Genomic DNA, 19899 nt, shown 5'->3' on the forward strand with positions numbered 1-19899 from the left:
GAAGCTATTGAAACCTTTCGTTGGCGTACAGGGCACTATCCCAGAGTCGTTCATGCTGATGCCATCTTTCGAACCCGGGCTAATCTTGAATATTGCAAACAAAGAGGCATTCGGTTAAGTGGACCGCGGCTGGGACGCCCTAAGATCAAGCAACTAAAAGCCCAGAAAAGACTGGAACGAATGGATAGTCGAATCCGTAACGCTATTGAAGGTAGATTTGGTGTAGGAAAACGCCGGTATGGGTTGGGCCGTATTATGGCTAGGCTTCAGGTAACCAGCGAAACTGTGATCCATCTACAATTCTTGGTAATGAACTTAGAACGAAAGCTCCGGCTTCTTTTTACCCATTTTTGGCGGTCGCCTTTTCGGTTGTCAAAGTTCTTCTTTTCTGTTCCTGCTTGCGTTTTTCAGTAAGCCCTAATTAAGTTCGCAGTTTCTAAAATGAGGGTGCTAGGTTATGGAAAAAATAAAAGTATTAAGTATCTTTGGAACGAGGCCGGAAGCAATAAAAATGGCGCCACTGGTCAAGGAAATGGAAAAAGAAGATAAGATTGAGAGTTATGTTTGTATTACTGCTCAGCATAGGGAAATGCTGGACCAGGTTCTAGAGATCTTTGAGATAAAACCGGATTATGACTTAAATATTATGGAACAAAGGCAAGATTTAGTTACCATCATCACCAAGGCTTTGGAAGGTTTGTACCAAGTGATCAATGGATTAAAACCTGATTTGGTGCTGGTTCATGGCGATACTTCGACGACTTTTGCCGGGGCTTTGGCGGCCTTTTATAATAAAATACCGGTCGGACATGTAGAGGCAGGACTGCGTACGTACGATAAATATTCTCCATATCCGGAGGAGATTAATAGAGTTCTTACCGGTAAGATAGCTGAAATCCACTTTGCCCCGACGCTTCGAAATAAAGAAAACCTCATCAAAGAAAATGTAAAAGAAGGTATTTATGTAACTGGGAATACAGTAATCGACGCCTTAAAGTATACGGTTGACACAAATTATGTTTTTAAAGATCCGCAGCTGAAGGAGATTGATTTTGGTAATGGAAAACATATCTTACTGACTGCTCATCGAAGGGAGAATTTAGGAGAGCGCCTCGGGAATATTTGTAGAGCAGTAAAAAGGCTGGTCGAGAATTTTGAAGATCTGGTTGTTATTTACCCTGTACATTTGAATCCGGCGGTTAGGGAAACAGTGAATTCCATTCTCGGAGGAATAAAGCGGGTGCTTTTAATTGACCCCATTGATGTGCAGGATATGCACAATCTGATGTATAAAAGTTATTTGGTTATGACCGATTCCGGAGGATTACAGGAGGAAGCCCCGTCTTTAGGCAAGCCTGTCCTAGTACTACGGACCGAAACGGAAAGACCGGAGGCCGTAGAGGCTGGGACGGTAAAATTGGCCGGAGTCAACGAGGATGATATTTATAATATGGCTTATCAACTTTTGACTGATAAAAATACGTATGAAACCATGGCGCAAGCGGTAAATCCGTATGGCGATGGTAATGCTTCAAGAAGAATAGTGCAGGCAATTTTGCATAAATTTGGCTTTGGGGCTCGGCCGGAAGATTTTCGAGTAGAAACTCACCAAAAAATGGGAATAATTAAGAAAGGGAAGTGATGAAAAACATGAGTCAGATAGTTCAACCCCAATTTCACTATGAGTATGAAGATGAAATTAGTTTGATGGATATCTTGCTTATTTTAAAGGAATCTTGGAAGTTAATTGCCGTTATCTTTCTGATTACGGTTATTGTTGCTGGTAGTGTTACATATTTCTTTATCCCGAAGAAATACCGGTGTTATACCTTATTCACCCTCGAGGCCGAAGGAATGTTTGCTACTAATTTTGGCCAAGTTCAAATGGTCAGAGATGTGATTCTTTCAAATCATTTTTTAAAAGGCATTTTGGAAAAGGCGGGAATGGAGACGGACCAAGGAAAAATTGATGAATTGCGGAGTGCATTAACGATCAGCGCTACAGAGGCGAAAAACATCCGGATGCAAATCATCTGGGATGATCCCGAAACATCTTATGAACTTCTAAGTCTGGTTAAAAATACATACCATGATCAAGTTGCAGAACGGATTAAGGTTTATACCATGAACAGGCTAAGGGTCGCGGAGGGAAATTTCAATCGAAATAAAGAAGTGTTTGAGCAGATAAATAAGGCGCTGGCTGATTTCCAAAAGCGAAATAACCTGGTTACCCTTCCCCAAAATTTAGCCATTTCGGATCAATATTATCTTGATTACAAAGGACAATTGACAGTTTCCCCCGAAAGTATAGCCGAATATGAAAAACTGGTGGCTGAACATGCTGCGGCGAAAGTTAATTATACCAAGGCATACGGGATTTTGGATGATATTCGCCGGGAAGTTGAAATCGAGCGAAATTTTACATTTGTCACAATTGAACCGCCGGTCTTCCCGGAACACAAGTATTCTCCTTCCGTAGCCAAGAACACGGCTATTGCCGGAGTTTTGGGGCTCTTTGCCGGTGTCATGTTCGCCTTTTTCCGGGAATATATTAAGCAATACCAAAAGCGTGAACTGGTTGAAAGCACTAGCCACCTTGTCGATAAATAAACGGTCAGGCATCAACGAAAGATGTCGAGGATATTTTAAATAATTTGAGCGGGAGCAAATTTTCATGAAAAGAGTGATCACCTACGGAACTTTTGATCTATTACATTATGGACATATAAATCTATTGAAGAGGGCCAAAGAATTGGGCGATTATTTGGTTGTGGCATTATCAACCGATGAATTTAACTGGAAGGAAAAACATAAAAAGTCATACTTTACTTATGAACAAAGAAAGCAGTTATTGGAGGCCATTCGCTATGTAGACCTGGTTATCCCTGAGGAATCATGGGAACAGAAAATCTCGGATATTCAGAAGTACAATATTGATGTTTTTGTAATTGGTGATGATTGGGAGGGTAAATTTGATTATCTGAAAGAATATTGCGAAGTTATCTATTTGCCAAGAACCCCGGAGATATCAACAACGCAAATAAAAATGGATATATTGCGGGAACAAAAGAGTTAAATCACCTTTTAACCTTTAAACTGTGCAGTCCGGTAAACAAAAAAGAGTCTTTTCCAATGTTGGAAGAAGACTCTTTATTTTTCCCACTACCAGCTGATTTGTGCCGTGAAGGTAATCTCCGGCCGGAGGGCCACGGCCCCCGGTTGATGGTCGTTATTGGTGATCCGGGCTAAACTCATGGTCAGTGTGACCTGGTCGGCAAGGCCCATCCGTTTGGTGGCGGTGAGGGCAAGTTGGTCCGTGGTCTCGACGGTACCGGTCAAAAAGACTTCGGCCTGACCGGGCTGGCCGGACCACTGGTCGCCGATGCGGCCTTCCCCCTGGCGTTTGCGGTTGTATGCTAAGGCGAAGGTCCAGATCTCATTGCCGGTAGTGACCAGTTCCAGATTGAGCAAGTCGCTGTCGGGACCCAAGGGGCCGCCCAGGAGGTGTCCTTTATAGGTATAGGTGAAAAAGGGATCTTCGGTCGTGTAGGTGTACTGGTTGATGCGGGTGTATTCGGTGTAAAACTTCAGCCCATTAATCCCGAGCGGGCGGTTCCATTCGCCCCCCGCTTGGTAGCCGACCTTCCAGGGTTTGTGGTTGCCGGTTTGAGCGTCCCCCTTCGTAAAGGCCGTACCATCCAGCCAAGCGGGCAGGGGGCGCTCGTCGATCAGGTAACCACCGTAAAGCTTAAAGTTTGGCCCCAGATGGAGAGTCAAATCGACTTCGGCCCTGATTTTCAGGGCTTTTTCGCCGGCCGCTGCGTCAAGATAGTGGTCGTCGAACAGTTGATAGACGGCGACTGGGACCAGGGGGATGGGCAGGTAATAATAGTCCGGCACCCCCTTCTTGACGAGGGCGGTTTCGCCAAAACCAAAGGTAAAAGGACCCAAATCATAGGTGGCCCTTTGGCCCAGTAAAATACGGAATTCATCGTGCAATGGGACCCAGGCATAGAGTTTTTTGTAGGTCAACCGTTTGGTGGAAAAAGCATAGGCAATCTGGTCGAGGCCTTCGGCGGTCAGCCCATCCCCCAAGGGGGCAAGGAGCGGAAAGGCGTAGCGCCCCGGCCCGAAGGAGTTCAATTGGCGCCCTATGGTCAGGTGAAGACTTCCGATCCCAAGGTCAAGACCGCCTTCTTTCAATCCAAAGCTGGTTTCGTTCTGTTCCAGTTCCAGTTGGGTATAGAGCCAGGGGTGGAAAAAGAGGGTTACCGGGCCAAGTTGAAACTGGTTGTTGCTCAATATGGTAAGGCCTTCGTTATTGAGCTGAAAAACGAGGTCATTGGCCTGGCTGACTTCGGAAATGCTCAATAATAAAAAAAGGGCCAGTAGAAAAACGGAAAAATTATGAATACGAAGGAAGCGGCGACGCATAAAAAAATCCCTCCGTAGAATAGTGCTGAAGTGACTTTTGTGTTCAATAGTACATTGTAAAAACTGGGGAAGAAAAATTAAAAAACAAGTTTATGCTGGACTTTATTATAATTCTTGATGGAGGCGTAAACTCCTCCCGCTGTTAATGGAAATTTGTCTTTTGTTCTGATGGACACTCCCTTAGGCATAGCATTGAACAGGGGGGTGTGTTTTTGTGATTGAAGGGGTGGTCGTCAAAGAGTTAAAGGTAATTCCGGATGAAAGAGGCCGGTTGATGGAGATATTACGCTGTGATGACCCAATTTTCCGGGGGTTTGGGCAGGTCTACATCACCACTGCCTACCCAGGAGTGGTTAAAGCCTGGCATTACCACAAGAAGCAATACGATAATTTTGCGGTTCTTACGGGAATGATGAAAGTAGCCTTGTTTGACGACCGGGAAGACTCGCCAACCCGGGGAAAAGTGGAAGAGTTTTTTCTAGGGGTGCATAATCCCAAGCTGCTCCAGATCCCGCCTGGAGTCTACCACGGGTTTAAGTGTATCAGTGAACATGAGGCGTTGGTCTTAAACTGTCCGACCGAACCCTATAATTATGCCGAACCGGATGAGTACCGGCTGCCGCCGCATGCGCCGACGACGCGGATGAAAATTCCCTACGACTGGGGACGAAAAGATGGATAAGCCGGTGCGTATTTTGGTGACGGGCGGGGCCGGTTTTATCGGTAGTAATTTTATCCGTCATTACCTCCACCGTTACCCGGAGACGAACCTGATCAACGTGGATCTATTGACCTATGCCGGTAATTTGGCCAATACGGAAGGGTTTACAGCGTACCCCGGTTACCGGTTCCTCCACGCTGATATCAATGACCGGGATAAGTTGGAACCCTACTTTGCGGCGGGGCTCGATGCAGTAATTAACTTTGCGGCCGAATCCCATGTCGACCGGAGTATTGATGCGCCGCAGGTCTTTGCCCGGACCAATATCAACGGGACCCTTAATCTTTTATGTTTGGCCCGGCATTATGAGGTAAAGCGTTTTCTCCAGATCTCAACCGATGAGGTTTATGGTGCTCTGGGTCCGGAGGGATTATTTACCGAGGAGTCGCCTTTGGCTCCGAACAGTCCCTATGCGGCCAGCAAAGCTGGGGCTGATTTACTGGCGATGGCTTTCTATAAAACGTATGGCCTACCGGTTATAATTACCCGGTGTTCCAATAACTACGGGCCTTACCAGTTTCCGGAGAAACTGATCCCGTTGACGATCATCAACGCGGTCCGGGGGGAACCGGTTCCCATCTACGGCGATGGGCAACAAGTACGGGACTGGATCCATGTGGCCGACCATTGCCAAGCTCTCGAGCGGGTCCTACTGGCGGGACAGCCGGGTACGGTTTATAACATTGGTGCCCGGTGTGAACGGACCAATCTGGAAGTGGTGCGGCTCATTCTTAAACTCCTCGGGAAACCGGAGGATCTGATCCGGTTTGTTGCCGACCGGCCGGGACATGACCGGCGCTATGGTGTTGCGGTTGGTAAGATCCGGTCGGAGCTGGGGTGGGAAGCCCGGATCGGTTTTGAAGATGGTTTGGCGCAGACCGTCAAATGGTATCTAAAGCAGCAGGCATGGTGGGAAGCGATTCTTTCCGGCGAGTATAAGGACTATTACCAGCGTAATTATGGTTTTCGCCTGGCCGGAAAGGAGGACAGGGACCGGTAAAGGCCGGTCTTTTTTTATTGGCGTCAATTACCTTTTTTTTCTAATAAACCGGGGATACGAAGTATATCCGGCAAAAATAATGGCAATAATCCTAGTAAGGAACGGCCGAAAGCTTGTGGAGGGAGAGCAAATGATCCCAAACAAGGTTGAGATTTGTGGGGTTAACACTTCGAAACTTCCGGTTTTGACCAACTCGAAGATGCGAGAACTGTTGAGTAAGATTAAGTCCGGCGAGAAACAAGCCCGCGAGGAAATGATCCAGGGCAACCTCCGCCTGGTACTAAGTGTGATCCAACGGTTTAATAATCGGGGAGAGAATGTGGACGATCTTTTTCAAGTCGGTTGTATCGGCTTAATGAAGGCAATTGATAATTTTGATCTGTCACAAAATGTTAAGTTTTCCACTTACGCAGTACCAATGATCATCGGTGAGATCCGCCGGTACTTGCGGGATAATAATCCGATCCGGGTCAGCCGTTCACTGCGGGACATTGCCTATAAAGCGCTCCAGGTCAGGGATGCGCTGACCAGTAAAAACGGGCAAGAGCCGACGATCGCCGAGATCGCGTCTGTTTTGAACATCGACCGGGAGGAGATCGTATTTGCGCTGGATGCGATCCAGGAACCGATCTCTTTGTTCGAACCCATCTACCATGACGGGGGCGACCCCATCTTTGTGATGGACCAGATCAGTGACGACAAGGATCTGGACAACCAGTGGCTGGAAGGGATCTCGATTCGTGAAGCCATGTCCCGCTTAAACGACCGGGAGAAGGAGATCCTGAAGATGCGCTTCTTTGATGGACGGACCCAGATGGAAGTTGCTGAGGAAATTGGGATCTCCCAGGCTCAGGTTTCCCGTTTGGAGAAAACGGCATTAAAAAACATCCGGCGGTACATCGGTGAGGAACGGACAAAGGAGTGAATGGGATGAAGGCACGAATCATAACCGTCTTTATACTTTGCTTAATTGGTGGTCTGCTTTTAAGTTTGACGGGAAGTCCGCCGTGGGTGACCGACGAGACGGTTGTCGCCTTCAGTCCGGAGAATCTGATCCGCCTCCATGTCCTGGCCAACAGCGACCAACCGGCGGACCAAGAGGTTAAACTATTAGTTCGGGACCGGATCCTAAAGGAAACGGCGGTGCTTTTGGCGGAAGCGGAGGACCGGGCCACGGCCTTGTCTATCTTGAAAAAAAACCAGGAAGTGCTGGTCCAAGCGGCCGAAGAGGAACTGGCCAGGCACGGTTTTTCCTACCCGGTGACAGTGATGATCGGAACTTTTGGTTTTCCCGCCCGGCAGTATGAGTTCGGAGTGTTACCGCCGGGGGAATACCAGGCCCTGCGGGTAGTTTTGGGTAAGGGGGAAGGCCGGAACTGGTGGTGTGTGCTCTTTCCTCCCGTTTGCCACCTGGTGATGGCCGAGGAAAAACCGGCCGACACCGGGGAAACCATTCGTCTCCGCTGGAAAGCCTTGGAGGAGTTACAGGCGAACAAGGATGAACTGCTGAAAAAAGCATGGGCGGAGTGGGGCAAGTGGTTCCAACTGGCCACGACGGCGATTCAATAAGGGGGAACACCCCTTTTTTTATTGCCTATGGCCAGGCGGCCCAGGTGCAATAAAGGTTGACAGTAAAAGTTAGGTGTTATAAACTGGACTTAAGCATATCTTGTATTTTTTATTGAAGCGGAGGGAAGTAGCGTGTCAAAAGAACGTGTTCTGATCATTGAAGATGAGCCGAATATTATTGAATTAGTTGCCTATAATCTGGAAAAGGAAGGCTGGCTGGTTTCAAAGGCCCAGACTGGAGAAGAGGGTTGGGAAAAGATTCAAGCTGAACATCCCGATATTATTCTGCTCGATCTGATGTTGCCGGGGATTGACGGGATGGAGATCTGTCGTCGGACCCGTCAGAATAAATTAACCCGCGATATTCCGATCATCATCTTGACCGCAAAAGCGGAAGAAGCCGATCGTGTTTTGGGGTTGGAGTCGGGGGCTGATGATTATGTAACCAAGCCTTTCTCGCCGCGGGAGTTGATCGCACGGATCCGGGCGGTCTTACGGCGGGCCGACAAGAACTTCTCGGAAGTAGAAGAGAAGGAAATGTTGGTTCTCGGGCCGATCAAGATGGATCTTCGGCAACATAAAGTGTTGGTCCATGATAACGAGATCGAGCTTACGCCGAAAGAATTCGATCTGCTCCATTTGTTGTTGTCACACCCGGGACGAGCTTTCTCCCGCGAGTATCTTTTGGAGAACCTTTGGGGTTATGAATTTTTTGGTGACACCAGAACGGTGGATGTGCACGTACGCCGTTTGCGCCAGAAGATCGAGGATAATCCGGCGCAACCGTACTGGCTGGAGACGGTCCGCGGTGTTGGCTATCGGATCCGGGAGGAGTAAGCATGCGCCGCTTACGTCTCCAATTTATTGTCAGCATAAGCTTGCTCTTCCTGCCCGCCATGATGGTGCTGATGGGTTTTGACCGCCCCGGTGTTTCCACCTTTGCCTTATTGTGGTTTGTGATCGGCGGATATTGGTTTGTGCGTTCCTTTCTGAATCCGCTGGAAAAACTATGGAAGACCATGCGGGCACTGGATCCCGAGGTCCAGTATGCGACCTACCAGAAGTTTCTCAAGAAGACTTATCACCATCTGAACGAGCAGGAACAAAGGATTGCCCGGGAGAAGAAGGGGCGGGAAGAGATGGAGTCCCTCCTCTTCAGCATGGTGGAAGGGGTGGTGGCCACCGACTCCAGTGGCCGGATCTCCTTCTTGAATCCGGCGGCGGAAAAGATCTTCCAGATTGAACACGGTTCAGCATTGGGTAAGTACCCGCGGGAGGTCTGGCGCGAATTCGAACTGGTGGAAATGTTCCACCAGGTTTTTGTTACTGGGCAACCCCAGAGCCGTGAGTTTCAGATGGATACGCCCCAGAAAACCTACGTAAAAGTGGAGATCATCCCGATCCGTTGGGGTGAGGAAGAAGAAGGCCAGGGTGTTCTGGCGATTGTCCGTGACTTTACGCGGATGCGCCGTCTGGAGACAATGCGGACTGATTTTGTGGCCAACGTCTCCCATGAACTGCGGACGCCGCTGACATCAATCAAAGGGTTTATCGAAACCCTCCTGGACGGGGGCCTGGAGAGTAAAGAGACGACGAAGCGGTTCCTGACCATCATGTACCAGGAGACGGACCGCTTTAGTCGTTTGATCTCCGACCTGCTTGATCTTTCGCGGATTGAATCGGGCCAGACGGAATTGAACCGGAGTAAACTTTACCTTGCTCCCTTGGTGGAGGAGGTCCGGCTGACGCTTCAGGACCGGTTGGCGGAGAAGAATATCACCCTATCGGTGGAATTGGGACCGACCGCCGTTTGGGCCGACGAAGATCTGATCCGGGAGGTATTGGTTAATCTGATTGATAACGCCATCAAGTATTCCCCGCCGGGTGGGCATATTAGGGTCATGGAGATCAACCGCGGCGATGAACAGGAATTCATCGTCTGTGACACCGGGATTGGGATTCCGAAGGACAGTATCCCCCGGATCTTTGAGCGCTTTTACCGGGTGGACAAGGCCCGTTCCCGCGAGATGGGCGGAACCGGACTGGGCTTGTCCATCGTGAAGCATATCATCGAACGGCATGACGGTAAGGTTTGGGTCGAGAGCGAACTGGGGAAAGGCAGCTGTTTCCATTTTACGCTCACCAAGTACCAGGAAGGCAAGGAGTAAGGGGTGAACCGATGGAACGACTCCAAAAGTATCTGGCCCGTTGTGGCGTGGCTTCCCGCCGGAAAGCCGAGGAGATGATCGTCAGCGGTCTGGTGGCGGTCAACGGGCAAGTGGTCAGGGAATTGGGGGTCAAGGTGGATCCGGAACGGGACCGGGTTACGGTGGCCGGGCGGCCGGTCCGCCCGGACGAGGAGCGGATTTATCTTATGTTAAACAAACCACCGGGGTATATTACCGGCAACCGGGATCCGCGGGGCCGGAAGACGGTCCTCGCGCTCTTGCCGGAGGGGTTTCCCCGGGTGTTTCCAGTTGGCCGGTTGGATTATAACACCACCGGCCTTTTACTTTTGACCAACGATGGTGCGCTGGCCTATGCGCTGACCCACCCGAAGTACGAGATCCAAAAGGTTTATCGGGCTTTGGTCCGGGGCGTGCCCGATGCCCGCGCCTTAAACATGCTCCGCCAAGGAGTGGTCCTGGAAGACGGGCCGACCCTTCCGGCCAGCGTGGATATAATCAAGGTCAAAGCGGGGAATGCTATCCTTAAAATCGGTTTGCGTGAGGGACGGAACCGGCAAGTCCGTCGCATGTGCGCGGCCGTGGGACACCCCGTTTTAAAGCTGGAACGGCTCGCCATTGGCCCGTTGCAGTTGGGTGATTTACCCTTAGGCCGGTACCGGCGGCTGACGGCAGCGGAGCTGAAAGCCTTACAGAAACTGATTGACCGAGCCCGGCTGGCGGTGGCAGAGGAGAAAGGGGAAGACGATGCTCCGGACCAAAAAAGGTAATGGTTGGGAAAAGGATGTGACCCGATGAGCCCGATTCTCGATCGCTTTTTCACGAAAGAACTCGGCTTGGATCTAGGAACAGCCAACAGTTTGGTTTACGAGAAGGGAAAAGGGATTATCTTCCGGGAACCTTCGGTGGTGGCAATTAAAAAAGACAACAGTAATGAGATACTGGCCTTTGGTCAAGAAGCCGAGCAGATGATCGGGCGGACCCCCGGGCATCTGGTTGCGATCCGGCCTTTACGGGAGGGCGTAATTGCCAATTATGAGTTGACGAAAGAGCTGATCCGTTACCTCCTGCAAAAAGCGGTCAAAAGGCGGTTAGGGCGGAGACCCCGGGTGGTCGTCAGTATTCCGACCGGAATTACCAGTGTCGAGCGGCGGGCGGTCCTGGAGGCAACCCTTGGGGCCGGCGCGAAGGAAGCCTATCTCATTGAGGAGCCGGTGGCGGCGGCGATCGGGGCCGGAATGCCGGTACAGGAAGCTATCGGCAACATGGTGATCAACATTGGTGGGGGGACTACCGATGTGGCGGTCATTTCCCTTGGCGGTGTGGTGGCAGGGACGTCGATCCGGGTTGGTGGCGATGCAATGGACGAAGGGATCATCCGCTACATCCGGCGACAGTACCATCTTTCCATTGGTAAACGCAGCGCCGAACAGCTTAAGATCGAGTTGGGTTCGGCTTTTCCCTTCCCCGGCGAAGAAGAACGGCGCGGCGAAGCCCGTGGCCGGGACCAAGTGACCGGACTTCCCAAGAACGTGGTAGTGACGGCAGAAGAGATCCGCGGCGCCCTTAAAGAACCGATTACCTTGATCATCAACGCCATCCGGCAGGTGGTGGAGAAGACCCCGGCCGAACTGGTGGCCGACATTATGAACCAGGAGATCGTGATGACCGGCGGGGGGGCTTTGCTCAACGGCCTTGACCGGCTAATCGCGGAGGAACTGGGGATGAAAGTACGGTTGGCTGATGACCCCATGGCCTGTGTGGTGCTGGGGGCCGGAAAAACCTTGGAGCATCTGGACACCTTAAAACGGGTTTTAGTTGGCCGCAAAAAAGCCACCCGCTAGAAAAAGGCTATTACGTTTTTAACCAGAATCCCCCGGGATTCTTTTTTTCTTCTCCACCGTCGGTAAAGAGGATTTTAAGAACTTACGGTGAATAATTATGGTAAAGTTATTGTGTTAGAAGGCGAAGGCTAATGTCGAAACATAGCTGGAAAATCGGTGTCGGCCTGGCGTCGATGTTGTTGGGAATGTTGCTGGTTTTTCAATTCCGGACGGAGACCAATATCAAAACCTATCTTCCGCAGTTTACAACTGCGAGTGAGCTCGGGATTAAATGGAACCGGTTGCAGACCGACCTGAACAAAAAGGAAGAGGAATTAAAGCAGCTCCGGCAACAACTGCAGGAATACAACCGGGACGAGGAGCTGAAAAGCCTGCGCATGGCGGCGGGCGTAACGCCGCTGCGCGGCCCGGGGGTGGAGATTACCCTCACTGATGTGCAGCGTCCACTAAAGAGTTACGAAGATCCCAACTTATTTATTGTCCACTATGACCAATTGGAGTTGCTGGTTAATGAGCTGTGGGCGGCCGGGGCCGAAGCGATCGCCGTGAACGGGGTACGGTTGGTCGCCCAGACCGGGTTTAGTTGCGCCGGGACCACCATCCTGGTGGGAACGCGGAAACTGGCCCCACCTTATATTATCCGGGCGATTGGTGATGCGGCCACCTTAAAAGCGGCGCTTACGATTCCAGGGGGCTTTATCGATTCCCAAATTCGCCCCTTTGAACTGGGGATCAAGATTGAGATAAAAGACAGCCTCTACCTTCCGCCCTATAAAGGCAGTTCGGTCTTTAATTATGCCGAGGTGGTGCCGGAGGAAACGGAAGAAACCACAGTTGCCGACGGGGTAGAGGAAGCGGAGACGGAGGATGCCGTCGAAGATTGGGAAGGAACGGGCGAAGGGGAGGTCCTGTAAATGTTGCTGATCCCTTTAATCGGTATTGCCCTTGGGGTCGGGATTGGGCTCCTTTTACCCTGGGAAGTGCCTCTCATCTATAAAAGTTACACCGCTTTGGCCATCCTGGCCACTGTGGATGCGATCTTTGGCGGTATGCGGGCTGAGTTGGAGGGGACTTTTATCTTTTCCAAGTTCATTGTCAGTTTCTTTGCCAATGCCCTCCTGGCCGTTGGGCTTGCTTATTTCGGTTATAGCATCGGCATCGATATTTATTTGGGGGCCGTAGTGGCCTTCAGCATCCGGATCTTTAATAATCTTTCTTTGATCCGGGAATTTCTGCTCATCCGGTATCGGCAGCGCGGAAATGAACAGTGACCCGTTGACGCTTCTTCCCCTTTAAGCCCTTGACGAGGGCTTTTTTTATGTAATTTTTCAGGTGATTGTGGCATAAAGCGGAGCGCCGGTTTCATATTTTAAAAATTAAAGGGGGGAGGGGGATGAAGCGGTCGCTCGCTTATTTCCACCGGTGGGTCCGGAAAAATCCGCTGATTTTGTGGTGGCTGATTTTTCTCCCCCTCCTGCTGATGATTCTTTATACTTCCTGGGAACATCTGACGGCACCGTTGGCTGTGGAGAACAACCTGCCGGGATTCTGGCTTAATCTCTTCCACTCCTTTCCCCTGGTTGTCCTGGCCCGGATTGTCCTGGTGGCGGTAGGCCTGGTGCTAATTATGATCTGCTTGTTCTTTCCGTTATTCCGGGTCAGCAAGGAAGGAGTGCAGTGGAGCAGGGAGCAAGAAGAGGAGATTGCCCGGGTAACCGGGGAGATTACCGGTGCGGAAGTGGAAGAGTTGATCCAACAGGAAACTTTCCGTTGGTCCATCATCCTTCGTTGGCTCCGCTTTTGCGGCTCGAAAGAAGTGGCGTCGGCGGTTGGTCTCCGGGAGCTGGTGGCGACCATTGGTGAAGCCTTCCCCGTGGAACGGTTCAGTATTCTTTTGGAACACAGGAAAAAAGTTTTCGCGCTGCAGCATCGACTGCTTCCGAGGCTGGTCCTCCCCGACCAAGAAGACATGGCGGAGGCCTTTGGGGTAAAACTTAGTTTCGGGACTGATTACGCCCTTTATCTTTATTTATATGCGGCGGATCCGGCTGGATTTTCGCCCATTGACGAACAGTTTATGCTGGTTCTCTGTGAGATCTTCGGACGGGGTGTACAACAGATGAATGTTGACCCAACCGAGCTGGCTGCCTATTTTGAACTGATTGATAACCCCGCCGCTGGCATTGGTATAAAATAATATGGGGGGTGAAACGGATGGCGGAAAAAAGAGAAGGAGAGAGCTCATTCACCCAAACCGTGCATATTGTCAACACGGTGAAAACATTAACGGCGAAGAGCAAAGATCCTTATGTTATAAAAGCGGTGGAGAGGGCGAAAAACCAGCTCCGTAACCACCTGCTTGAATTAAACGAAAATTGATCCAATTTCGGTTGTGTAAGAAAGCACCTTTAGCCTAAATCAAGTCGGAAACGACATGCATAGTTTATAGTGAGAATTTAGGTGGGAGGTGCAATAAATGTTCGATTTCTTAAAGAATGTGGATGATTCTTTGGCATTTATCCTTTTCTTGATTTTAATTCTCTTACTGTTAGGTGTAATGTACTAGGTAAAATTAGGCGATAACCCCGCATAAAGCGCAAGCGTAAACCAGCGGTGGCAAATGGTTAATTCGGACCTGTGGGCCCTGGCTGTTCCAGTCAGGGCTTTTATCTTTACCGGGCCGGGTTACGGGAAGGGGAATGGGTTTGCACGTTTTGGGACTGGCAGTAGCGGGATGAGTATGGTACAATAAATTGGGCAAAGTTAGATAAAAGATAGGTTCAAAGGCGCCCGTAGCTCAGTTGGATAGAGTGGCAGACTTCGAATCTGTAGGTCGGGGGTTCGAGCCCCTCCGGGCGCGCCAGTGGGATTGTTGAGAAAGCTCCTGCTAAAAGGGGCTTTTATTTTTTGGCGGTTGTGCAAATGGGTGGTTGATCTAATACTAGTACTACCATTTGTACTACCATTTAGGGTTTAAGACCTCTTCTACTTGCAAAAAAGGTAGAGGGGGTTTTATTTATGGGGAAAAGGATGAATTCTTCGTCTAACAGTAGGCGTCCAAACAAGGAAGGCAGTATTTACTACAGGGAGGACAAAAAGTTATGGTGTGCCAGCGTACAGGTCGGGGTAGACGTCCATGGTAAAAGGAAGAGGAAGGTCATCTATGCCAAAAGTAAAGATGAGCTAATAGAAAAAAAGAAAAAGCTTGACGCTTCTATTGTGACCGGGACTTATAGAGAACCAAGTAAAATGACAGTTGAGTACTTTTTAGACAAATGGCTTAATGAGATCTGTGTATCGTCTTTAAGGCCTTCGACATTTAACCTTTACCAAGGGATACTGAGAAAGCATATATATCCGGCTATTGGCAAGATATTATTGTGTAAGTTGACTCCGATGCAGTTACAGACCCTATATAACTCAAAGATAAAAGCCGGACTATCGGTCTCAAGGGTAAAGCATATGCATGCCATAATACACAAGGCGCTTTCTCATGCTTTAAAGTGGGGATATGTATCTTATAATGTTTCTGACTTGGTGGAGAAACCTAAGCAGAGGAAGAAGGAGATGACTGTTTGGAATAAGGAGCAGGTGGATAAGTTCCTTGAGGCTGCCAAAGGCGATAAGTTTTATCCCCTATATGTTTTGGCCTTGACGACTGGATTAAGGCAAGGAGAACTTTTAGGCCTCCGGTGGGACGATATTGATTTAAGGCAGGGGACTGTCTCTGTCAAACGTACAGTCAAAGAGGTGAGAGGTAAGTTAGTAGTCGGAGAACCAAAGACAAAAAGCGCGAGGAGGACAGTGACTCTGCCTAAACTGGCAATAGAGGTCTTAAAGGAGTATAGGAAACAGCAACTTCAGAAAAGGTTTCTTTCTTCGGGATATGTTTTCACTAATACACAGGGAGGCTTAGTCCGGGCCTTAAATATGGTTAAACGCTCTTTTAAGCCTCTGATTAAGAAGGCATGTGTCCCAGAGATCCGTTTCCATGACCTACGACATACGCATGCCACATTACTTCTTCAACAAGGGGTTAACCCAAAACTAGTCCAAGAAAGGCTGGGTCATTCTAGTATCGGCTTGACATTGGATACGTACAGTCATGTGCTACCGAATATGCAGAAACAGGTTGCTAAGGAGTTGGATATTGTATTTAGTATGTAAGGAAATTCTTTTTGTTTATATTTTGTAGTATAAGTATTTTTATAGTGTCGCGAATCGTCTTTGCTATTTATTTTATAGTATTATTGAATTTAGGATAAAGCATATATAACCTTTTATAATACCTATCCATTTGGGAGTCTAGTATACTAAGTCTGATATTTCCTTTTATTACTCCAAAAACTTTTACTTATCTTCCTTCTGAATTTGATGGAACAGTTAGATAACTTGGCAAAATCCACCAAGGTGCTTATCCTCTACTGTAATATAATTAATATAAAGACAAAAATAAATCAATCTACCAACATGTTAACATCTGTGAATACTAGGTGATAGATATTGTAGGCGTAATAGGCAAAGTATTAGATATACTACAAAAGGTGGAAGAGGATATATAATAACTGAAATAACAAAAATAATTATAATATGACTACATATAAGCCACATTAAGAGACATTGGGAAATGATGGGTTGACACGGAAACGATTATTGGTTATAATGTAGGTGTGGGAATAGACTAAAAAACGGGAGGGCGGCGAGGTGGAATTTAACTTTGTGTGGACGACTCCGTCAGGGGGAGCACCAGTAGTGTCGATTGCATCATACGGAATAACTTTTAATAATGTTGTAATTGAAATGATGCATAGACCAAAAAAAATCATGATAGGGTACGATGATAAGAAAAAAGTTGTAGGATTTAAAGCTATATATACAAGCGAAGAAGAAAATGAGAAATGTTTTCCTTTCACGGAAAGAGAACGAAACGGCTATGTTAGGATTGGAATTAAAGATTTTGTCAAATATATTTCTAATCGTACAGGGTTGGATTTTAAGAACTCTACACGGTATATTGGTGTGTGGGATGAAGAACAAAAACTTTTAACAATAAATCTGAAGGAGCCAATGGATCAACTAAAAGAAATAGAAGAAGAATAGAAAAGTTTATAAAGAAGGGGATGGAAGTGGAAAGAAGTATCTTTTTTATAAAAAAACCACCAGGCGGTTAATAAAGCCTGGCAGTATTGCCCCTCGAGGTGTTCCACGACTCGAAGGACAGCCCCTAATTATGTGGGCCGGTATTATAAATATATAGTTGCCTAATTTATAATAACATAATTGGGGTGTTCTGGGCAATCTGTTTTTACATTTTTGGAACAAAATCTGGAGGACCCATGCGAATAAAACGCAAAAAAATAATTTATCGTGCATGGAGACGTAATCCTAAGACTGGTGAAATCGAATGGGCTAAACATCGTGGTTTTAAAGCTTGGCGTTTCGAGATAGAAGAAGAAGTTGAAGTAGAGTAGAATGATTTGATTTAACTTTGATGAAACCCAAATAAGTACCGGCCACTTATTTGGGTTTTTTATTGATATAATATTTAAGAAGCTGTATGTATTTGTAATATATGTATTATGAGTTTTAATATCTGCGATACGGAAGGCTGGCTTTTGTATTACAAATCTGATTACAAAGTTATATAATACCTACGTACCATAAGGATAGAACAGTGAAAAACCTCTTGGCTAAACCAAGGGGTTTTTTTCACTTGTTCTAAACTCCTCCCCCTCATTCTTTGTTTTGCCGTATTACTTTCTTTTCGAGGTAATACGGCTTTTTTATGTCTAGGGCTTATAAAAATTCTTGATTGAGGGGGGGAGCAAGTAGAAAAGATGTTTCAGTAAAAAAACAAAGGATAGGGGGAACAACAAATGATTTATGAACAAGCTATGACGAAGAATTGCCATATGGATGAATGTGAACTAAACACTAAAGCTTTTTCTAACATAATTAGCCTTTTTAATGAGTATGACCATAAGCCTTCTAGAGAAATGCTAAAGGCACTCAAAGAGATTATAGAGACATTAACCGCTATGGCTTTCGGAAAAGCCGATAATAAGTATTTTCTAAGCTCAATAGATCCAGGGGTGGGAAAATCAACTGCAATAATCCAGTGGCTAAGGGTATTTTTAGAATCAACTGACAGCGCTCTAGAAGGAGTAGGGGTCCTAATAGGCCTAGAACGATATGAAGAAATCCAAAGATTTGTTGATGAGTGTAAACTTGTCCCCGATCAATACGCTGTTTTTGTTAAGGAAGACCATCCACTCAATGACTTGGGTTGCGGAAAATACGGAGCTAACAAGGCAAAAGTTTTGTTTACAACAAAAGCGCAAATAAGAATTAAAAGCGCAGGTAAACATTTTAAGGATGTTAAGCAATTCTATTACAAGGACAAGTCTAGACAGGTAAGGATTTGGGATGAGTCACTGCTGGTGGGTAAAGCCCTGACAATAAATAGGACAGCTATCGGGAGTCTTCTCGAGACCGTTGAAAAATGGGAAAGAAGCACAGGGGAGAAAAAAGTCCTAGATATACTAGAAAAGCTATTAGTCGACTTAAAAAAATATAAAGACGGAGAGGTCTTTCAATTCCCTGATCTTCGGGTCTCCCTTAATGAAGCTTTAAGAATCTTTGAAAACTCCACTCCTGACAGGAAAGATTATGCTGAAACCTTATGGCTAATGTCTGGCAAAGCTGTTACTGTACGTAATCAAGACGGTTTTACTCTAGTAGATTGTACAGAGGATCTGCCGGAGGATTTTGCTCCTTGTCTTATCACCGACGCATCAGGAAGAGTGAGAGAGACTTACAGATTACAGGAAGCAGAGAGGAAAAACCTTGTTCGGCTTAAGACTGCTAATAAGGACTATTCTAACCTAACGATCCACGTCTGGAGACGTCCAAGAGGTAAATTCAGCTTCAATAATAGAGATTCATTTGATGAGATAGCTGAAGAAGTGGCAAAAGTAATTAATTCTAAACCAGAAGAAGAGTTTCTTGTCATAGGATTTAAACCAGTAGACAGATACGGCAGGGATAATATTGAAGTAGCTATTAAGAAAAGAATGACCACTAATCCGGAGAGGGTTAAGTTTACTCATTGGGGGAAACATACGGCAACAAATCAGTTTGCTAATATTCCTAATGTTATTCTTGCAGGAACTCTTTTTTATAGGACAGCAGATTATGAAGCAATAGGAAGGGCAGCAGCAGGAAGGACGACAACAAAAGGAATATTTAGCTCAAATGAGATAACCAGAGTGAAGCATGGGGAAAGCTGCCACCATATATTACAGGCTTCGTGCAGGGGAGCAATAAGAAAATGTATTGGGGACAGCTGTCCAAAAAGCGATCTTTGGCTAATAGCATCACCTATTACAGGAGTAGAAGCCCTATTACCGGTCATTTTCCCGGGTAGCCGGATCATATTATGGATGAAAGACAAGAATACCCTTAAGGGTAAAGCAAAGGAAGCTTTTGAATATATTATGGGACGCTTTAGGGAAGATGAAGATCTTGAAAAGATAACCGAAGTTGAAGTGAGAAAGGCTTTGGGCTTCAGAGATAATTACATGTTTAGACGGGATGTCCTCAATAAGAAGGAATTTATAGAGATGATTACAGAGAAAGGGATTGTAGTAAAAGAAGGAGGCCGACGAAGAAATGAGTTTGTTAAGGTTAACTTTAAGTATAGCCCTAATTAACGTCTCTTGCTGCTTCTCTTTGTATTAAATATTAAGTATATTCGGTAATTACGCAGAGTCCTTATAAAGGTATAAACGGACATTGCGTAGTTATTCATAATTCCCTACTGCCGGTAGCTTTTTAATTTTCTTCATATTTAGAGTACTTCAGTCCAACAGTTGGATTAAGTCCACTTAATAAATGGATAAAGGACGTGATCATATAATGTCAGCATTAATTATTGAGATAATCTACAGCCTCGTCCTGCTCGTCGAATTGTACAAGGTTTATAAACTTAACCGTGGCGTAAAGGTATGGATGGCAGAGCGAAACCAGTAAATATTTTCGGGCTGAATTTTGGAGTAAAAATCTGAGAAGCCATACGTAAAAAGCGGATCAAGGAATTCCCCCCCGTATCCCCCCATAAGAGAAAAAATGGAGGGAAAGAGAAGG

The 19899-nt window shown here is 47.0% G+C and carries 21 protein-coding genes and 1 tRNA gene; 21 read left to right on the forward strand and 1 reads right to left on the reverse strand.

Features of this window, described 5'->3' with window-relative positions; translation table 11 throughout:
- The 4 genes from G5B42_RS00005 to tagD form a co-directional block, all read left to right on the forward strand.
- The coding region (locus tag G5B42_RS00005; RefSeq protein WP_181338395.1) for a transposase at positions 1 to 414 on the forward strand (414 nt) is incomplete at its 5' end.
- A gap of 43 nt (positions 415 to 457) precedes the next feature.
- Positions 458 to 1642, forward strand: coding sequence for a non-hydrolyzing UDP-N-acetylglucosamine 2-epimerase (gene wecB, locus G5B42_RS00010; protein ID WP_181338396.1), 1185 nt, complete (start codon positions 458 to 460; stop codon positions 1640 to 1642).
- Positions 1642 to 2610, forward strand: a complete 969-nt coding sequence (locus G5B42_RS00015; protein ID WP_181338397.1) for a Wzz/FepE/Etk N-terminal domain-containing protein — start codon at positions 1642 to 1644, stop codon at positions 2608 to 2610. Before wecB ends, G5B42_RS00015 begins: the two co-directional genes overlap by 1 nt.
- 64 nt (positions 2611 to 2674) lie before the next feature.
- Entirely contained in the window at positions 2675 to 3076 is a 402-nt protein-coding gene (gene tagD, locus G5B42_RS00020) for a glycerol-3-phosphate cytidylyltransferase (RefSeq protein ID WP_181338398.1), read from the forward strand.
- Between the two features lie 86 nt (positions 3077 to 3162).
- On the opposite strand, the gene G5B42_RS00025 is transcribed toward tagD, so the two are convergent.
- A complete protein-coding gene (locus tag G5B42_RS00025; protein WP_181338399.1) occupies positions 3163 to 4434 on the reverse strand; it encodes a hypothetical protein in 1272 nt (423 codons plus the stop codon).
- A 214-nt stretch (positions 4435 to 4648) separates the two neighbouring features.
- Between G5B42_RS00025 and G5B42_RS00030 the strand changes: the two genes are divergently transcribed.
- The 17 genes from G5B42_RS00030 (at position 4649) to G5B42_RS00105 (ending at position 19466) form a co-directional block, all read left to right on the forward strand.
- A complete protein-coding gene (locus tag G5B42_RS00030) occupies positions 4649 to 5116 on the forward strand; it encodes a dTDP-4-dehydrorhamnose 3,5-epimerase family protein (RefSeq protein ID WP_181338400.1) in 468 nt (155 codons plus the stop codon).
- Positions 5109 to 6155 (forward strand): dTDP-glucose 4,6-dehydratase, encoded by a 1047-nt coding sequence (rfbB, locus tag G5B42_RS00035; protein ID WP_187350901.1) that lies wholly within the window; start codon positions 5109 to 5111, stop codon positions 6153 to 6155. Before G5B42_RS00030 ends, rfbB begins: the two co-directional genes overlap by 8 nt.
- Before the next feature lie 130 nt (positions 6156 to 6285).
- Positions 6286 to 7080, forward strand: coding sequence for an RNA polymerase sporulation sigma factor SigG (sigG, locus tag G5B42_RS00040; protein ID WP_181338401.1), 795 nt, complete (start codon positions 6286 to 6288; stop codon positions 7078 to 7080).
- Positions 7081 to 7085: 5 nt separating this feature from the next.
- A complete protein-coding gene (spoIIR, locus tag G5B42_RS00045; protein ID WP_181338402.1) occupies positions 7086 to 7724 on the forward strand; it encodes a stage II sporulation protein R in 639 nt (212 codons plus the stop codon).
- 132 nt (positions 7725 to 7856) lie between these two features.
- On the forward strand, positions 7857 to 8561 hold the full coding sequence (locus tag G5B42_RS00050; protein WP_181338403.1) for a winged helix-turn-helix domain-containing protein: 705 nt from the start codon (positions 7857 to 7859) through the stop codon (positions 8559 to 8561).
- A 2-nt stretch (positions 8562 to 8563) separates the two neighbouring features.
- Positions 8564 to 9892 (forward strand): two-component system histidine kinase PnpS, encoded by a 1329-nt coding sequence (pnpS, locus tag G5B42_RS00055; protein WP_181338404.1) that lies wholly within the window; start codon positions 8564 to 8566, stop codon positions 9890 to 9892.
- Positions 9893 to 9903: 11 nt separating this feature from the next.
- Complete coding sequence (locus G5B42_RS00060) at positions 9904 to 10680, forward strand: pseudouridine synthase (protein ID WP_181338405.1); 777 nt, start codon at positions 9904 to 9906, stop codon at positions 10678 to 10680.
- 24 nt (positions 10681 to 10704) lie between these two features.
- Positions 10705 to 11754: a rod shape-determining protein gene (gene mreB / locus G5B42_RS00065; RefSeq protein WP_187350902.1), complete on the forward strand. Its 1050-nt coding sequence runs from the start codon at positions 10705 to 10707 to the stop codon at positions 11752 to 11754.
- 131 nt (positions 11755 to 11885) lie between these two features.
- Positions 11886 to 12668: a DUF881 domain-containing protein gene (locus tag G5B42_RS00070; protein WP_181338406.1), complete on the forward strand. Its 783-nt coding sequence runs from the start codon at positions 11886 to 11888 to the stop codon at positions 12666 to 12668.
- Positions 12669 to 13025, forward strand: coding sequence for a small basic family protein (locus G5B42_RS00075; protein WP_231133090.1), 357 nt, complete (start codon positions 12669 to 12671; stop codon positions 13023 to 13025). It begins immediately after the preceding gene.
- 122 nt (positions 13026 to 13147) lie between these two features.
- Positions 13148 to 13951: a hypothetical protein gene (locus G5B42_RS00080; protein WP_181338407.1), complete on the forward strand. Its 804-nt coding sequence runs from the start codon at positions 13148 to 13150 to the stop codon at positions 13949 to 13951.
- Positions 13952 to 13968: 17 nt separating this feature from the next.
- Positions 13969 to 14133 carry a hypothetical protein gene (locus G5B42_RS00085; RefSeq protein WP_181338408.1) on the forward strand — a complete coding sequence of 55 codons (165 nt, stop codon included), beginning with the start codon at positions 13969 to 13971 and terminating at the stop codon, positions 14131 to 14133.
- Positions 14134 to 14540: 407 nt separating this feature from the next.
- Positions 14541 to 14617: transfer RNA gene (locus G5B42_RS00090), tRNA-Arg, on the forward strand.
- A gap of 155 nt (positions 14618 to 14772) precedes the next feature.
- On the forward strand, positions 14773 to 15921 hold the full coding sequence (locus tag G5B42_RS00095; RefSeq protein WP_181338409.1) for a tyrosine-type recombinase/integrase: 1149 nt from the start codon (positions 14773 to 14775) through the stop codon (positions 15919 to 15921).
- Positions 15922 to 16458: 537 nt separating this feature from the next.
- Complete coding sequence (locus G5B42_RS00100; RefSeq protein ID WP_181338410.1) at positions 16459 to 16854, forward strand: hypothetical protein; 396 nt, start codon at positions 16459 to 16461, stop codon at positions 16852 to 16854.
- A gap of 236 nt (positions 16855 to 17090) precedes the next feature.
- Positions 17091 to 17225: a hypothetical protein gene (locus G5B42_RS12030; protein WP_269206116.1), complete on the forward strand. Its 135-nt coding sequence runs from the start codon at positions 17091 to 17093 to the stop codon at positions 17223 to 17225.
- 405 nt (positions 17226 to 17630) lie between these two features.
- Positions 17631 to 19466, forward strand: a complete 1836-nt coding sequence (locus G5B42_RS00105) for a hypothetical protein (protein ID WP_181338411.1) — start codon at positions 17631 to 17633, stop codon at positions 19464 to 19466.
- Positions 19467 to 19899: the final 433 nt, after the last annotated feature.

Origin of the sequence: Capillibacterium thermochitinicola, from assembly GCF_013664685.1 — a bacterium.
Taxonomy (GTDB): domain Bacteria; phylum Bacillota; class UBA4882; order UBA10575; family UBA10575; genus Capillibacterium; species Capillibacterium thermochitinicola.

Coding starts and splice junctions, on each gene's coding strand:
- pnpS (WP_181338404.1), top strand. CDS start 8,564: ATGCGCCGCTTACGTCTCCAATTTATTGTCAGCATAAGCTTGCTCTTC.
- spoIIR (WP_181338402.1), top strand. CDS start 7,086: ATGAAGGCACGAATCATAACCGTCTTTATACTTTGCTTAATTGGTGGT.
- mreB (WP_187350902.1), top strand. CDS start 10,705: ATGAGCCCGATTCTCGATCGCTTTTTCACGAAAGAACTCGGCTTGGAT.
- G5B42_RS12030 (WP_269206116.1), top strand. CDS start 17,091: ATGCGAATAAAACGCAAAAAAATAATTTATCGTGCATGGAGACGTAAT.
- G5B42_RS00085 (WP_181338408.1), top strand. CDS start 13,969: ATGGCGGAAAAAAGAGAAGGAGAGAGCTCATTCACCCAAACCGTGCAT.
- G5B42_RS00080 (WP_181338407.1), top strand. CDS start 13,148: ATGAAGCGGTCGCTCGCTTATTTCCACCGGTGGGTCCGGAAAAATCCG.
- sigG (WP_181338401.1), top strand. CDS start 6,286: ATGATCCCAAACAAGGTTGAGATTTGTGGGGTTAACACTTCGAAACTT.
- G5B42_RS00015 (WP_181338397.1), top strand. CDS start 1,642: ATGAAAAACATGAGTCAGATAGTTCAACCCCAATTTCACTATGAGTAT.
- G5B42_RS00070 (WP_181338406.1), top strand. CDS start 11,886: ATGTCGAAACATAGCTGGAAAATCGGTGTCGGCCTGGCGTCGATGTTG.
- rfbB (WP_187350901.1), top strand. CDS start 5,109: ATGGATAAGCCGGTGCGTATTTTGGTGACGGGCGGGGCCGGTTTTATC.
- G5B42_RS00095 (WP_181338409.1), top strand. CDS start 14,773: ATGGGGAAAAGGATGAATTCTTCGTCTAACAGTAGGCGTCCAAACAAG.
- G5B42_RS00075 (WP_231133090.1), top strand. CDS start 12,669: ATGTTGCTGATCCCTTTAATCGGTATTGCCCTTGGGGTCGGGATTGGG.
- G5B42_RS00105 (WP_181338411.1), top strand. CDS start 17,631: ATGATTTATGAACAAGCTATGACGAAGAATTGCCATATGGATGAATGT.
- G5B42_RS00025 (WP_181338399.1), bottom strand. CDS start 4,434: ATGCGTCGCCGCTTCCTTCGTATTCATAATTTTTCCGTTTTTCTACTG.
- G5B42_RS00060 (WP_181338405.1), top strand. CDS start 9,904: ATGGAACGACTCCAAAAGTATCTGGCCCGTTGTGGCGTGGCTTCCCGC.
- wecB (WP_181338396.1), top strand. CDS start 458: ATGGAAAAAATAAAAGTATTAAGTATCTTTGGAACGAGGCCGGAAGCA.
- tagD (WP_181338398.1), top strand. CDS start 2,675: ATGAAAAGAGTGATCACCTACGGAACTTTTGATCTATTACATTATGGA.